This window comes from Sphingopyxis sp. DBS4 (assembly GCF_024628865.1).
Classification (GTDB): domain Bacteria; phylum Pseudomonadota; class Alphaproteobacteria; order Sphingomonadales; family Sphingomonadaceae; genus Sphingopyxis.
On the sequence record NZ_CP102384.1, the window covers coordinates 354,445 to 368,511 of the forward strand.

Annotated in this window: 16 protein-coding genes; 7 read left to right on the forward strand and 9 right to left on the reverse strand. The window is 66.0% G+C overall.

The window, feature by feature from the left end; all coding sequences use genetic code 11:
- Window positions 1-115 precede the first annotated feature (115 nt).
- A complete protein-coding gene (locus NP825_RS01645; RefSeq protein ID WP_257547884.1) occupies window positions 116-1,468 on the reverse strand; it encodes a methyl-accepting chemotaxis protein in 1,353 nt (450 codons plus the stop codon).
- A 292-nt stretch (window positions 1,469-1,760) separates the two neighbouring features.
- Between NP825_RS01645 and ald the strand changes: the two genes are divergently transcribed.
- From ald to NP825_RS01660, 3 genes are all read left to right on the forward strand, one after another.
- On the forward strand, window positions 1,761-2,876 hold the full coding sequence (gene ald / locus NP825_RS01650) for an alanine dehydrogenase (protein ID WP_257547886.1): 1,116 nt from the start codon (window positions 1,761-1,763) through the stop codon (window positions 2,874-2,876).
- An 18-nt stretch (window positions 2,877-2,894) separates the two neighbouring features.
- Window positions 2,895-3,131 carry a hypothetical protein gene (locus NP825_RS01655; protein WP_257547887.1) on the forward strand — a complete coding sequence of 79 codons (237 nt, stop codon included), beginning with the start codon at window positions 2,895-2,897 and terminating at the stop codon, window positions 3,129-3,131.
- Between the two features lie 123 nt (window positions 3,132-3,254).
- A complete protein-coding gene (locus NP825_RS01660; protein WP_257547888.1) occupies window positions 3,255-4,805 on the forward strand; it encodes an NAD(P)/FAD-dependent oxidoreductase in 1,551 nt (516 codons plus the stop codon).
- Window positions 4,806-4,814: 9 nt separating this feature from the next.
- Here the strand turns inward: NP825_RS01660 and map are convergent, their stop codons facing one another.
- On the reverse strand, window positions 4,815-5,594 hold the full coding sequence (map, locus tag NP825_RS01665; RefSeq protein ID WP_257547889.1) for a type I methionyl aminopeptidase: 780 nt from the start codon (window positions 5,592-5,594) through the stop codon (window positions 4,815-4,817).
- Between the two features lies 1 nt (window position 5,595).
- Window positions 5,596-5,802: a ParD-like family protein gene (locus tag NP825_RS01670; RefSeq protein WP_257547890.1), complete on the reverse strand. Its 207-nt coding sequence runs from the start codon at window positions 5,800-5,802 to the stop codon at window positions 5,596-5,598.
- Window positions 5,803-5,998: 196 nt separating this feature from the next.
- On the opposite strand from NP825_RS01670, the gene sdhC reads away from it, so the two are divergent.
- From sdhC to sdhA, 3 genes are read left to right on the forward strand one after another with little or no spacing between them, the layout of a single operon-like run.
- Entirely contained in the window at window positions 5,999-6,448 is a 450-nt protein-coding gene (gene sdhC / locus NP825_RS01675; protein ID WP_257547891.1) for a succinate dehydrogenase, cytochrome b556 subunit, read from the forward strand.
- Window positions 6,441-6,848 carry a succinate dehydrogenase, hydrophobic membrane anchor protein gene (gene sdhD, locus NP825_RS01680; protein ID WP_257547892.1) on the forward strand — a complete coding sequence of 136 codons (408 nt, stop codon included), beginning with the start codon at window positions 6,441-6,443 and terminating at the stop codon, window positions 6,846-6,848. The genes sdhC and sdhD overlap by 8 nt, the downstream gene beginning before the upstream one ends.
- Before the next feature lies 1 nt (window position 6,849).
- Window positions 6,850-8,652 carry a succinate dehydrogenase flavoprotein subunit gene (gene sdhA, locus NP825_RS01685; protein WP_257547893.1) on the forward strand — a complete coding sequence of 601 codons (1,803 nt, stop codon included), beginning with the start codon at window positions 6,850-6,852 and terminating at the stop codon, window positions 8,650-8,652.
- 30 nt (window positions 8,653-8,682) lie between these two features.
- On the opposite strand, the gene NP825_RS01690 is transcribed toward sdhA, so the two are convergent.
- The 5 genes from NP825_RS01690 to leuC all read right to left on the reverse strand — a co-directional run bounded on the left by NP825_RS01690 (window position 8,683) and on the right by leuC (window position 12,471).
- The gene (locus NP825_RS01690) at window positions 8,683-8,982 is read right to left on the reverse strand and encodes a hypothetical protein (RefSeq protein WP_257547895.1); all 300 of its coding nucleotides are present in this window, start codon (window positions 8,980-8,982) and stop codon (window positions 8,683-8,685) included.
- Between the two features lie 86 nt (window positions 8,983-9,068).
- The gene (locus NP825_RS01695; RefSeq protein ID WP_306998059.1) at window positions 9,069-9,278 is read right to left on the reverse strand and encodes a DUF167 domain-containing protein; all 210 of its coding nucleotides are present in this window, start codon (window positions 9,276-9,278) and stop codon (window positions 9,069-9,071) included.
- Between the two features lie 65 nt (window positions 9,279-9,343).
- Window positions 9,344-10,339 (reverse strand): NADPH:quinone oxidoreductase family protein, encoded by a 996-nt coding sequence (locus tag NP825_RS01700; protein ID WP_257547897.1) that lies wholly within the window; start codon window positions 10,337-10,339, stop codon window positions 9,344-9,346.
- Between the two features lie 108 nt (window positions 10,340-10,447).
- The gene (gene leuD, locus NP825_RS01705) at window positions 10,448-11,044 is read right to left on the reverse strand and encodes a 3-isopropylmalate dehydratase small subunit (RefSeq protein ID WP_257547901.1); all 597 of its coding nucleotides are present in this window, start codon (window positions 11,042-11,044) and stop codon (window positions 10,448-10,450) included.
- Window positions 11,041-12,471 carry a 3-isopropylmalate dehydratase large subunit gene (gene leuC, locus NP825_RS01710; RefSeq protein ID WP_257547903.1) on the reverse strand — a complete coding sequence of 477 codons (1,431 nt, stop codon included), beginning with the start codon at window positions 12,469-12,471 and terminating at the stop codon, window positions 11,041-11,043. The genes leuD and leuC overlap by 4 nt, the downstream gene beginning before the upstream one ends.
- 208 nt (window positions 12,472-12,679) lie before the next feature.
- On the opposite strand from leuC, the gene NP825_RS01715 reads away from it, so the two are divergent.
- Window positions 12,680-13,198, forward strand: a complete 519-nt coding sequence (locus NP825_RS01715) for a sterol desaturase family protein (protein WP_257547905.1) — start codon at window positions 12,680-12,682, stop codon at window positions 13,196-13,198.
- 176 nt (window positions 13,199-13,374) lie between these two features.
- Here the strand turns inward: NP825_RS01715 and NP825_RS01720 are convergent, their stop codons facing one another.
- Window positions 13,375-14,055 carry a glutathione S-transferase family protein gene (locus NP825_RS01720; RefSeq protein WP_257547907.1) on the reverse strand — a complete coding sequence of 227 codons (681 nt, stop codon included), beginning with the start codon at window positions 14,053-14,055 and terminating at the stop codon, window positions 13,375-13,377.
- Window positions 14,056-14,067: the final 12 nt, after the last annotated feature.

The following is a 14,067-nucleotide window of genomic DNA, read 5'->3' on the forward strand; positions in this document are numbered from 1 at the left end:
ACGTGCCACCCTTACCTCGTCATCCCGGCGAAGGTCGGGATCTCGACGGTGAATAGAACGCAAGGGTGAGATCCCGGCCTTCGCCGAGATGACGATTGGAGAGAGGGTGCCGGCGTCACGCCACCCGGCGGCTGAACTCGCTGGCGGCCTTTTCGAGCGACTGGAGGCGGTCGCCCATCTTGGCGAATTCGCCGCTCAGCGTGCTGATCTCGCCCGCGACCATGCCCGAATCGTTGCGGATGCTGGCGATCGTCGACGACATCGAGTCGGCGGCGAGCGCGGTTTCGTCGACCGCGGCGGTGATCGAAGTGACCGTCTGCGCCTGCGCGTCCATCGCGTCGCGGATGCGCTGGGCCGAGGTCTGGACCTCGACGATCGTCGCCTGGATCGACTGGTTCGCCGATACCGATCCGCGCGTCGCCTGCTGGATCGCCGTGATCTTGCCCGCGATGTCGTCGGTCGCGCGCGCGGTTTCGTTGGCGAGGCTTTTCACTTCCTGCGCGACCACGGCAAAACCGCGGCCGGACTCGCCCGCGCGCGCCGCCTCGATCGTGGCGTTGAGCGCGAGGAGGTTGGTCTGCCCCGCGATCTCGCGGATCAGGCCCAAGATGGATTCGATCGATTCGGCGTGGCGCGACAGCGCTTCGGACATGGCGACCGCTTCGCCCGCCTGTTCCGACGCGCGGGTTGCGACGCTGGCCGAGGCTTCGACCTCGCTGCGCGCATCCTCGATCGCGCGGATCAGCCCGGCGGCGGTCGAGGCCGCCTCGCGCATCGCCATCGCCGATTGCTCGGACGCGGCGGCGACTTCGCTCGTCTTGGCGATCATGCCCTTTGCCGCCTGGTCGGCCGAGGCCGCCTGCTTCGCGAGCTGCTGGCGCGCGGTGTCGGTGTCCTGCACCAGCGACGCGATCGAGCGGTCGAAATCGCCTGCGAGCGTCTGCCGCTCGCCAGAGATGACCGCGCGGTCCAGCTTTTCGGCATAGCGCTGCATGATGTCATATTCGAGCAGGCCGAGCCGATTGACGGCGCTGGCCAGCCGGACGATGCGGTTCGCATCGTTCCCGCACGCCGCGACGACATATTCGAGCGTCAGCCGCTGGCTTTCGGCCATGCACGACATCACCGAAGCGAGCGGCAGCTTGACGCGCCGCGCCATATGCGTGTTCTGACAGGCGATCGTCGCGACTTCCTGTCCCGCGGGGTCGCTATATTTGAGCGCGGTGTGGCGCGCGCTGCCACGGACATAGGATTCGTAGAGCTCGCCCTCGACCGGACGGTCGACCGAGGGAAGCGCGTTGAAGGCGTCCCAATAGGCGCGCGCGATCACCTCTTCGCGCCCGGCGATGATCGCCTGGATTTCGGCCGAGTGCGCGGCGAGCTGCCCGTCGAGATCGTAAAAGGGAAAGCGATCCGCCATCAGAACGGGATCGATCTGCTGCTTATGAATGGGATTTTCCTTCACCATGATCCGTTTCCCCGATCCCCAAAAACCGCGACTCGCACGACACACAGCTCTGCGGCTGCCATGACTTTCGAAACTTGCCGGTCAGATATGAAAGGACATTGGTAAAAGCGCCGTTAACCAGCTGTGCCGATTGTGCCGGGAAAGCGCGGCTCCCCGGCAGGGCGCGCCGCCCGAACTTCCTCTTTGTGGCTTCGTGTCTTTGTGCGAAAACAAGATAATCGCAGGACGACACAAAGAAAGCCGAGACGCACAGGCGAGGCCGCGCGTCCGGCGCCCGATATGGAGAGCGACCATGATCATCGGCACCCCCAGGGAAATCAAGAATCACGAATATCGCGTCGGCCTGACCCCCGAAAGCGCGCGCGAACTCGTCGTGCACGGGCACCGCGTCCTCGTCGAGACCGGCGCGGGCGAGGGGATCGGCGCGCATGACCGCTTCTACGAACAGGCGGGTGCCGAGATCGTCGGAACGCCCGCCGAAATCTTCGCCACCTGCGAGATGGTGGTGAAGGTCAAGGAACCGCAGCCGGCCGAGCGCGCGATGCTGCGTCCGGGGCAGATCCTCTACACCTATCTTCACCTTGCCCCCGATCCCGACCAGACGCGCGACCTGATGAAATCGGGCGCGGTGTGCATCGCCTATGAGACCGTCACCAGCCCGCACGGCGGCCTGCCGCTGCTGAAGCCGATGAGTCAGGTCGCGGGGCGCATGTCGATCCAGGCCGGCGCGACCGCGCTCGAAAAGGCGCACGGCGGCCGCGGCGTGCTGCTCGGCGGCGTGCCGGGGGTGGCGCCGGGCAAGATCTGCATCATCGGCGGCGGCGTCGTCGGCTTCAACGCGGCGCAGATGGCGGCGGGGCTCGGTGCCGACGTCACCATCCTCGACCGCGATCCCGAAGTGCTCGAACGCGTCGGCACCTTTTTCGAGGCGCGGGCGAAGACGCGCTTCTCGAACCGTGCCAATCTGGCCGAATGCGTGGCGGAGGCCGATCTCGTCATCGGCGCGGTGCTGATCCCCGGCGCCGAAGCGCCGAAGCTGGTGACGCGTGACATGCTGGGGACGATGCGTCCGGGTTCGGTGCTCGTCGACGTCGCGATCGACCAGGGCGGCTGTTTCGAGACCAGCCACGCGACGACGCACGCCGATCCGACCTATGTGGTCGACGGCATCGTCCATTATGCGGTCGCCAACATGCCGGGCGCGGTCGCGCGCACCAGCACCTATGCGCTCAACAACGTCACTCTGCCGCACGCGCTCCGCATCGCCGATTTGGGCTGGAAAGAAGCTTTGCGACGCGACGTGCATCTTGCGCAGGGTTTGAACGTTTGGGATGGTAAGGTGACCTTCGAGGCCGTAGCCGAGGCGGTCGGAACCGATTATGTGCCTGTCGGCCAGGCGCTTGCCTGAGGAACGAGAAGAGAGACGATGACGAATCAGGACCAGCCTCCCCACGACGAAGAGGAAAATGAAGTCATCCGCGCCGCGCGCGAGTTGCAGGCGCAGAAGGAAGCCGCCGAGGCCACCGAAGCGGCCGACAAGGACGCGGCGGCGAAGGATGACAGAAAGCGCGGCTGGAAGACGGCCGCCGCTGCGGGGATCGGGATTGGATCCGCCGCGGTGCTCGCGGCGCTGCTCTACGCGAACCGCGACAAGATCAAGTAAATGGGGTCCTTCCCGGCGCGTCGCGGCGGGGAGGGGGCGAAGCGCCGCCTTTGATCGGGATCAATGTCCTCTCCTCGTCGCCGCGCCATGATATGGCGAACGAACAGAAACGGGAGCTGGAAGATGTCGAAGTCGAATGCCGATCGTGCCGCCGCGGGCCGGGCGCCTATCCACGTCGATGTGCTGATCACCGGCGCGGGGATTTCGGGCATCGGCTCCGCCCATCATCTCCAGCAGCAATGCCCCGGCAAGAGCTATGCGATCCTCGAGGCGAAGGAGACGTTCGGCGGGACGTGGGACACGCATAAATATCCCGGCGTGCGCTCGGACTCGGATCTCTACACCTTCGGCTATCGCTTCAAGCCCTGGGTTGGCGCGCCGATCGCGAGCGGCGCCGAGATTCTCAAATATTTGGGCGAGGTGATCGAGGAAAACGACATCGGCGCCCATATCCATTATGGGCACCGCATCACCGCCTGCCGCTGGTCGAGCGCCGACAATCTCTGGACCGTCGAGGCGGTTCGCGCCGCGGACGGCGCCACCGCTGTCTTCACCGCGGGCTTCCTCTGGATGTGTCAGGGCTATTACGACCATGAAAAGCCCTACATCCCCGACTGGCCGGGGCTTGCCGACTATCGGGGCCGGTTCGTCCACGCCCAGCTCTGGGACCCGTCGACCGATTATGCGGGCAAGCGCATCCTCGTGATCGGATCGGGCGCCACCGCCGCGACCGTCGTCCCCGCCTTCGCCGAAAAGGCCGCGCATGTGACGATGCTCCAGCGCTCGCCCACCTATTTCTTCTGCAGCGAGAACAAGAACGAACTGGCGGACCGGTTGCGCGAGGTCGGGATCGACGAGCCGACAGTGCACCGCGTCGTGCGCGCGCAGATCATGCACGATCAGGATCAGATGACGCGGCGCTGCCAGACCGAGCCCGATCAGGTGTTCGAGGAATTGAAGGAGCTGATCCGCGCCTTCTCCGGCGACCCGAACTTCGCGTTCGAGCCGCATTTCACGCCCAGATATCGCGTATGGCAGCAGCGGCTGGCCTTCTGCCCCGAAGGCGACATCTTCAAGGCGGCGGTGCAGGGCAAGCTCAGCGTCGTCACCGACACCATCGATCGCTTCACCGGAAAGGGCGTCCGCACCGCCAGCGGCGAGGAGATCGAGGCGGACATCATCGTCGCGGCGACCGGGTTCAACCTGTCGGTGATGGGCGGCATTCCCTTCAGCGTCGACGGCGCGCCCGTCGACTGGGCGGATACCGTCACCTATCGCGGGATGATGATGACCGGCGTCCCGAACCTCGCCTGGGTCATGGGCTATTTCCGCGCGAGCTGGACACTGCGCGTCGACATGGTGGGCGATTTCGTCTGCAATCTTCTGGGTCATATGGACGACATTGGCGCGAGGAAGGTCGAGGTCGCGTTGCGGCCGGAGGATGCCGGCATGGCGATCCTGCCGTGGATCGAGGCCGACAATTTCAATCCCGGCTATCTGATGCGCGGCCTCGACGCGATGCCGCGCCGCGGCGACAAGCCCGAATGGCGGCACAATCAGGATTATTGGGCGGAAAAGGACGCCTTCCCGCTGATCGACCTGAGGGGAGCGGAATTCGTCTACGATGGCCAGCGTTCGTCGCCGGAACTGGCGAGCGCCGTCGCGGCCGAATAGCGGGCGCGCTCAGGCGCGGAGGCGGCTTGTCCCCACCTCGTCGCGGCGCAGGGTCAGGACTTCGACGCCGGTGCCGGTGACCGCGACGGTGTGCTCGAATTGGGCCGACAGCTTGCGGTCGTCCGTCACCACCGTCCATCCGTCCTCTTCGGTCGAAACCTTGCGGCTGCCCTGATTGAGCATCGGCTCGATCGTGAAGACCATGCCTTCGCGCAGCCGCACCCCGGACCCGCGGCGCCCGAAATGGAGCACCGACGGCTCCTCGTGCATCTCGCGGCCGATGCCGTGCCCGCAATAGTCGCGCACGACCGAATAGCCGTTCCGCTTCGCGTGGCGCTCGATCGCGAAGCCGATGTCGCCGAGATGCGCGCCGGGCCGCACCTGCGCGATGCCCTGCCACATCGCTTCCTCGGTCACCTTGACCAGCCGCCGCGCCGCGGGCGCGACCGCGCCGACGAGATAGGTCTTGCTCGAATCGGCGATGAAGCCGTTCTTTTCGAGCGTGATGTCGAGGTTGATGATGTCGCCATCGCGGATAATCGCGTCGGCGTCGGGGACGCCGTGGCAGACGACATGGTTGATCGAGCAGTTGAGGACATATTTAAAGCCGTACTGACCCTTGCTCGCCGGCCGCGCGGCGAGGTCGACGGTGATGAAGTGCTCGACCAGATCGTTGACCTCCATCGTCGAGCGGCCCGCGAGGTCGAGCCCGTCGAGCATCTCGAACACCGAGGCCAGCAGGCGGCCCGACTGGCGCATCAGGGCGATTTCGTCGGGGGTCTTGACCATCTCAGGCCGCCGCCTGGTCCGAGAGGCGGACATTCGCCGCGGCGAGCTGCATCCGGACGATTTCGTTGAACGACAGCGCCGGATTGGCCTCGGCGAGCATGCCGATCTTCATCCAATATTCGGCCTGCGCGTTGATCGACCGGCACATCACGGTGCTGGCGCGGCGCGCTTCCTCGTGCAGTTCGTCGTCGATTTTCACGATGCCCATGGTCGGTCCTGATAGATAATAGATATATGAAGCATATATGATTCGTATATAGGCAAGTCAATCTTCGACCGCGTGGGCCTGTCGGACTGTCTCGCCCGGCTTAAACCGACATCATCATGCGCTAAGCAATTGCATATCGCGGCGGGAAGGCTTAACCGGCCCCCATCGACCGACAGAGTCACGAAACGGGGCTGATATGGCTGGCAAGGAAACGAGCGGGCGACCGCTTTCACCGCATCTGCAGGTGTATAAATGGGCGCCTTCGATGGCGGTCTCGATTTTCCACCGCATCACGGGCGACGGGCTCGCGATCGTCGGGGCGCTGATGTTCCTCTGGTGGCTCGGCGCGCTCGCCGCGGGTCCCGAGGCCTATGCCGCTTTCGTCGCCTGCGTCTGGAAAGATCCGAGCCCCGAAATCAGCGCGCTGCATCAGGTGACCAACATCCTCGGCAAGGTGGTGCTGGTCGGCCTGACCTGGGCCTTCTTCCAGCATCTCTTCTCGGGCCTCCGCCACTTCGTGCTCGATACCGGCGCGGGCTATGAGCTCAGGACCAACCGGCTTTGGTCGATCCTCGTTTTCGTCGGCGCGATCCTCGCGACCGCCGCCGTCTGGCTCTACATCGCGCAGGAGGCGCTCAATGGGTAACGGTACGCGCCTCGGCCGCGTGCGCGGGCTCGGCCCGTCACATCACGGCACCGGCCACTGGCTGCAGCAGCGCCTGACCGCGCTCGGCAACCTCCTGCTCGTCACCTGGTTCTTCGTCTCGCTGATCCGCCTGCCGCTCGGCGATCATGGCGCGGTCTATCGCTGGGCGTCGAACCCGATGGTCGCGCTTGCGCTGATCCTGCTCGTCATCAGCGTCTTCTGGCATTTCCGCCTCGGCCTTCAGGTGATGATCGAGGATTATGTCCACGGCGAAGCGACCAAGCTGCTGTCGCTCGTCATCCTGAATTTCTACGCGATCGGCGGCGCCGCTTTCGGTATCTTCGCCATTGTCCGCATCGCGCTTGCGCCCGCCGCCGGGCTCGCTCCGGGGGGCATGTGACATGACCGAAGCCTATAAGATCATCGACCACACGTACGACACCGTCGTCGTCGGCGCCGGCGGTTCGGGCCTCCGCGCCACCATGGGCAGCGCCGAGGCGGGGCTCAAGACTGCCTGCATCACCAAGGTGTTCCCGACCCGCAGCCACACCGTCGCGGCGCAGGGCGGCATCGCCGCCAGCCTCGGCAACAACACGCCCGACCATTGGCAATGGCATATGTACGACACCGTCAAGGGCTCCGACTGGCTCGGCGACCAGGACGCGATCGAATATATGGTGCGCGAGGCGCCCGCCGCGGTCTACGAACTCGAACATGCCGGCGTGCCGTTCAGCCGCAACGCCAACGGCACCATCTATCAGCGCCCGTTCGGCGGCCATATGCAGAATATGGGCGAAGGCCCGCCGGTGCAGCGCACCTGCGCCGCGGCCGACCGCACCGGCCACGCGATGCTCCATGCGCTCTATCAGCAGTCGCTGAAATATGACGCGGACTTCTTCATCGAATATTTCGCGCTCGATCTGATCATGGAAGACGGCGTGTGCCGCGGCGTGATCGCGCTGTGCATGGAGGACGGCAGCATCCACCGCTTCCGCAGCCAGGCGGTCGTGCTCGCGACCGGCGGCTATGGCCGCTGCTATTTCACCGCCACCTCGGCGCACACCTGCACCGGCGACGGCGGCGGCATGGTGCTGCGCGCCGGCCTGCCGCTCCAGGACATGGAATTCGTCCAGTTCCACCCGACCGGCATCTATGGCGCGGGCGTCCTCATCACCGAGGGCGCGCGTGGCGAGGGCGGCTACCTCACCAACTCCGAGGGCGAGCGCTTCATGGAACGCTATGCCCCGTCGGCGAAGGATTTGGCGTCGCGCGACGTCGTGTCGCGTTCGATGGCGCTCGAAATCCGCGAGGGCCGCGGCGTCGGTCCGCACAAGGACCATATCTATCTCCACCTCGACCATATCGATCCGGCGGTGCTCCACGAACGGCTTCCGGGGATTACCGAGAGCGGCAAGATTTTCGCGGGCGTCGACCTGACGCGCCAGCCGCTCCCCGTGGTGCCGACCGTCCATTACAATATGGGCGGCATCCCCTGTAACTATCATGGCGAGGTCGTCACGCTGAAGGACGGCGATCCCGATGCGGTCGTCCCCGGCCTGTTCGCGGTCGGCGAGGCCGCCTGCGTGTCGGTCCACGGCGCGAACCGCCTCGGCTCGAACAGCCTGATCGACCTTGTGGTGTTCGGCCGCGCGACCGGCCATCGCCTGAAGGAACTGGTGACTCCCGGCGCCGCGCAGGCGCCGCTGCCGAAGGACAGCGCCGACCTCGCGCTTGGTCGTCTCGATCATTTCCGCAATGCGAACGGCGGTTCGCCGACCGCCGAGGTCCGCATCGAAATGCAGCGCGCGATGTCGCAGCACGCGGCGGTGTTCCGCACCGACGAACTGATGGCCGAGGGCAAGGAAAAGCTCGCCAAGACCTACGAGCGGATGAACGACATCCATGTCACCGACCGCAGCCTGATCTGGAACACCGACCTCATCGAAACGCTCGAGCTCGACAATCTGATCGCGCAGGCGACGGTGACGATGCATTCGGCGTTCAACCGCAAGGAAAGCCGCGGCGCCCACGCGCACGAGGATTTCCCGAACCGCGACGACAAGACGTGGATGAAGCACACGATCAGCTGGTTCGACGGCTGGGGCGGCAAGGGCGGCACCGTCCGCCTCGATTACCGCCCGGTCCACGAATATACGCTGTCGGACGACGCGGAATATATCAAGCCGAAGGCGCGGGTGTATTGATCGCGGGCCTCGGCGTGCGCCGAGGCGATTCTATTCGCTGCGGCCGAAGATGCTCTTCACCGGATCGAGGTCTGTGAAGGGCTTGTCGACGTCCTGGCCCATCAGCCACAATTTGTGGCAGGCGATGGTGAAGAACATGATCGCGATCGTCCAGACGATGATCGTCTTGATGACCTTCCAGCGCTTGGCCTCATAGGCCGCAAGCGCGCGGGCCTTGTGATCGATGCCGAGCTCACCCTCGAACTCGGCGACGAGCTGTGCGCGGCGGGTGCGCGAAATATTCGCGAGACTCGCGGCTTGCCCATCATTGTTCGGCCGGCGCGTTGCCATCGTCAGTACCTGCGGTCCCTACAGTCCTGCATCCGGCCATAAGGCCCAGCCCCTGATAAAGGGTTAATTCGCTGCTGGGAATGCGATCAGTCGAGCGCAACGCCGATCAGCTTGATCCGCGCCGTCGCGCCGCGCAGCAGCGTCAGATCGCGGCGCGGCCGGCCGAGCGCGGCGGCGAGCAGCGCGATCACCGCCTCGTTCGCCGCGCCGTCGGCAGGCGGCGCGGTGACGCGGAGCTGCACGCCGCCATCGACAATCTTCACTTCGTCGCGGCTGGCGCCCGGCGTGACGCGCACCTCGACCCGGCCCGACGCCGCGAGGTCGCGCAGCGCCGCGGTCAGCGCGGGATCGGGCCGGTATTTCAGGGGGTGACGACGAGTTTGCCGACGGCGCTGCGGTCGCCGAGCTTGGCGATGGCCTGACCGCCGTCGGCGAGAGCATAGGTGCCGGTGACGCGCGGCTTGATCTTGCCCTGTTCCCAAAGCTGGAACAGCCGCGCGATGTTGGCGCGGTTGCGCTCGGGCTCGCGCATCACGAACGCCCCCCAGAACACGCCCGCAACGTCACAGCTCTTGAGCAGCGTCAGGTTGAGCGGCAGCCGCGGAATGCCCGCGGGGAAGCCGACCACCAGATAGCGCCCCTCCCACGCGATCGAACGCAGCGCCGGCTCGGCATAGTCGCCGCCCACCGCATCGTAGATGACGTTGGCGCCGTTCGGGCCAACCGCTTCCTTGAACCGGTTCGCAAGCGCCTTCGACTGGTCCTTGTCGAACGGCTGGCGGCCATAGACGACGACTTCGTCGGCGCCGGCCTCGCGCGCGATCGCGGCCTTTTCCTCGCTCGACACCCCGGCCACGACGCGCGCGCCGAACGCCTTGCCGAGCTCGACCGCGGCGATCCCGACCCCGCCCGACGCGCCGAGCACGAGCAACGTGTCGCCCTCGGCGATATGCCCGCGATCGACGAGCGCGTGGATGCTGGTGCCATAGGTCATGAGCAGCGAGGCACCCTCGGCGAAATCATGCCCCTCGGGCAGGTGATAGACATTGTGGACACCGACCGCGACCGCCTCGGCCATGCCGCCGTTGCCGCAGCCCGCGATCACCCGGTCGCCGACCTTGAACCCGGTCACGCCCTCGCCGATCTCGGCGACCAGTCCCGCGACCTCGCCGCCCGGCGCGAACGGGCGCTCGGGACGGAACTGATATTTATCCTCGATGATCAGCACGTCGGGGAAGTTCACCGCGCAGGCTTTCACATCGATCACGATCTGGCCCTTGCCCGCGGTGGGGCGCGGCAGCTCGCCTAGGGTCAGCGTTTCCGGGCCGCCGGTGGCGGTCGACAAGAGAGCCTTCATCTTCCTTCTCCTTTTTGTTGTGGCGGCACCGGCCCGCTCCCCCACCCGGCCTCCCCAACGATAGCAACCTATGGGAGGCCGGTGGGGGAGCGGGCCGGTGCCGCTAATTCATGAGACGGCGACCGGGCGCATCCATGGACGGTCGGCGTCGAGCTTGGCTTCATAGGCGCCGATCGCCGCGTCGCTCTTTTCGGTCAGCGAAATCTCGTCGAGCCCTTCGAGCAGGCACATCTTGCGGAAGGGGTCGATCTCGAAGGTGAAGCGGTCCTGAAAGGGCGTCGTCACCGTCTGGGTGTCGAGGTCGACATGGACGGGATCGGTCGCCGCGACCTCCATCAGCCGGTCGATCGCGGCCTGCGGCAGCACGACGGGGAGAATGCCGTTCTTGACCGCATTGCCCGAGAAGATGTCGGAGTAGGACGGCGCGATGACGACGCGGATGCCGAGGTCGCCGAGCGCCCATGCCGCATGTTCGCGGCTCGACCCGCAGCCGAAATTGTCGCCCGCGATCAGGATCGGCGCGCCCTTATATTCGGCGCTGTCGAACAGATTGTCGGGGTCGGCGCGCAGGCTCTCGAACGCGCCGCGCCCCATGCCTTCGCGCGTCGTCGTCTTCAGCCAGTGCGCCGGGATGATGACGTCGGTGTCGACATTCTTGAGCCCGAACGGGATCGCGCGGCCTTCGACCTTTTCCAGCGGGGTCATGCCATAAGCTCCCTGACGTCGGTGAGCCGGCCCGTCACCGCCGCCGCCGCCGCCATGGCGGGCGAAACGAGGTGGGTGCGGCTGCCGGGGCCTTGGCGGCCGACGAAATTGCGGTTGCTGGTCGAGGCGCAGCGCTCGCCCGCGGGTACCTTGTCGGGGTTCATCGCGAGGCACGCCGAACAGCCGGGCTCGCGCCATTCGAGCCCCGCGTCGGTGAAAATGCGATCGAGACCCTCGGCTTCGGCCTGCGCCTTCACGAGGCCCGAGCCGGGGACGACGATCGCCCAGCGGACGTTATCGGCCTTCCTGCGGCCTTTGACGATCGCAGCGGCGGCGCGCATGTCTTCGATGCGGCTGTTGGTGCAACTGCCGATGAAGATATTTTCGATTGGCACATCCTGCATCCGCGTGCCGGGTTCGAGCCCCATATAGGCGAGGCTCTTGGCGGCTGCGGCCTGCTTCGACGGATCGGCGAAGCTCGCGGGATCGGGCACGACGCCGGTGATCGGCACGACATCCTCGGGGCTGGTGCCCCAGGTGACGCTCGGCGCGATGTCGGTGGCGTCGATGACGACGGTCTTGTCGTAGGTCGCGCCCGGATCGGTCGCGAGGCTTTTCCAGTAAGCGACCGCGGCGTCCCAGTCGGCGCCCTTCGGCGCATAGGGACGGCCCTTGAGATAGGCGAAGGTCACGTCGTCGGGCGCGATCAGCCCGGCGCGCGCGCCGCCCTCGATCGCCATGTTGCTGACGGTCAACCGGCCCTCGATCGACAGCGCGCGGATCGCGCTGCCGGTATATTCGATGACATGGCCGGTGCCGCCCGCGGCGCCGATCGTGCCGGTGATGTAAAGGATGATGTCCTTCGCGGTGACGCCGGGGCCGACCTCGCCCTCGACGCGCACTTCCATCGTCTTCGACGGCTGGAGCAACAGCGTCTGCGTCGCCAGCACATGCTCGACCTCGCTCGTCCCGATCCCGAAGGCGAGCGCGCCGATGCCGCCGTGGCAGGCGGTGTGGCTGTCGCCGCAGACGATCGTCGTGCCGGGCAGCGAAAAGCCCTGCTCGGGGCCAACGACATGGACGATGCCCTGTTCGGGCGCGACCGCGTCGATATAGCGGATGCCATATTCGGGCGCATTCTTCTCCAGCGCGGCGAGCTGCGCCGCGCTTTCGGGGTCGGCGATCGGCAGCTTGTTGCCGGCCGCGTCGAGCCGCGCCGTCGTCGGCACATTATGGTCGGGCACCGCGAGCGTCAGGTCGGGACGGCGCACCGTGCGCCCGCTCGCGCGAAGCCCCGCAAACGCCTGCGGGCTGGTGACTTCATGGACGAGATGGCGGTCGATGAAGATCAGAGCGGTGCCGTCGGGGCGCTGTTCGACGACATGCGCGTCCCAGATTTTCTCATAAAGGGTGCGGGGCCGAGTCATGCGGGTTCACTTACGCCAGTCGAACAACAATGCAAGCGAGTGGCGATCAAAAACGCAATTTTCGGTCGCGCGCCTTTCCAGTGATATATCGTCATCCCGGCGAAGGCCGGGATCTCACCCTGTCGGATAAACGCAACGGCGGGATCCCGGCCTTCGCCGGGATGACGGGGATGTGGCATCATGTCTTCAACAAGCTTATAAATCCCTCATGTCCACCCCCGCCATCCTCGCCGTCATCCTCGCCACCGTGGCGGCGATGGAGGGCGTCGCCTGGGTGAGCCACAAATATATCATGCACGGCTTCGGCTGGGCGTGGCACCGCGACCATCACGAACCGCACGACGGGATGCTGGAAAAGAACGACCTGTTCGCGCTCGTCGGCGCCGCGATGAGCATATCGATGTTTGCCGCCGGCAGCCCGATGATCCGCGGCGCCGCGGCGTGGGAGCCGGGGACGTGGATCGGGCTCGGCGTCCTCCTCTACGGCATCATCTACACGCTGGTGCACGACGGGCTCGTCCACCAGCGCTGGTTCCGCTGGGTGCCGCGGCACGGCTATGCCAAGCGGCTGGTGCAGGCGCACAAGCTGCATCACGCAACGATCGGCAAGGAGGGCGGGGTCAGCTTCGGCTTCGTGCTCGCGCGCGATCCGGTGAAACTGAGGGCCGAGTTGAAAGCGCAACGCGAAGCGGGGATTGCGATGGTGCGCGAGGCGTTGGCGGAATAGATCGAGATCGGGTTAGACCAAAACACCGCCTTTCTTATCCCGTCATCCCGGCGAAGGCCGGGATCTCATCGTCTCGACCTGACGCCCCGGCGAGATCCCGGCTTTCGCCGGGATGACGATTTAGTCAAAAATGATCATGTTCTGGCTCCGCTCGAAACGACGCAGAGACAGAATAGCTAGGCGGTCCGGTAATCCGCGGTAACTATCCCCGCCGCCGCCAGTTCCGCCTCGTGGCTTTCCTCGCGCCATGCCTCCAGCAGCGCCTGCCGCTCCCATTCCAGCATCGCCGGATGCGCCAGCATATGGTCGACCCACGCCTGCCCGCCGCCGACGTTGAGGCCATAGGTGCGGATACGAAAGGCGACCGGCGCGAAGAAGGCGTCGACCGCCGAGAAATCCGCGCCCGCGAGCCACGGCCCGCCGAACGTCGCGAGCCCCTGTTCGAACAATTCGCGGACGCGCGCGACATTGGCGGTGAGGGCGTCGGACATGGGCTTCGGCGTCACCCGCACCCCGACGTTCATCGTGCAGTCGCCGCGCAGCGCCGAAAAGCCGCTGTGCATCTCGGCGGCCGCGCATTGCGCCCAGGCACGCGCGTCGGGATCGGCGGGCCAGATGCCCTCGTGCCGATCCGCCAGATAGAGGGTGATGCCCAGCGAATCGTAAATCGTCCGCCCCTGGTGGAGCAGCGCCGGAACCTGCCCGGTCGGCGAAAAGCCTCGGAAGGCATCGTAATTGACCGGCGCGGCGAAGGGCTCGATCCGATCCTCGAACGCGATGCCGAGCGCGCGCATCAGCACCCAAGGCCGCAGCGACCAGCTCGAATAATTGCGGTTGGCGGTGATCAGCTCATACATGCGGTCGCCTCC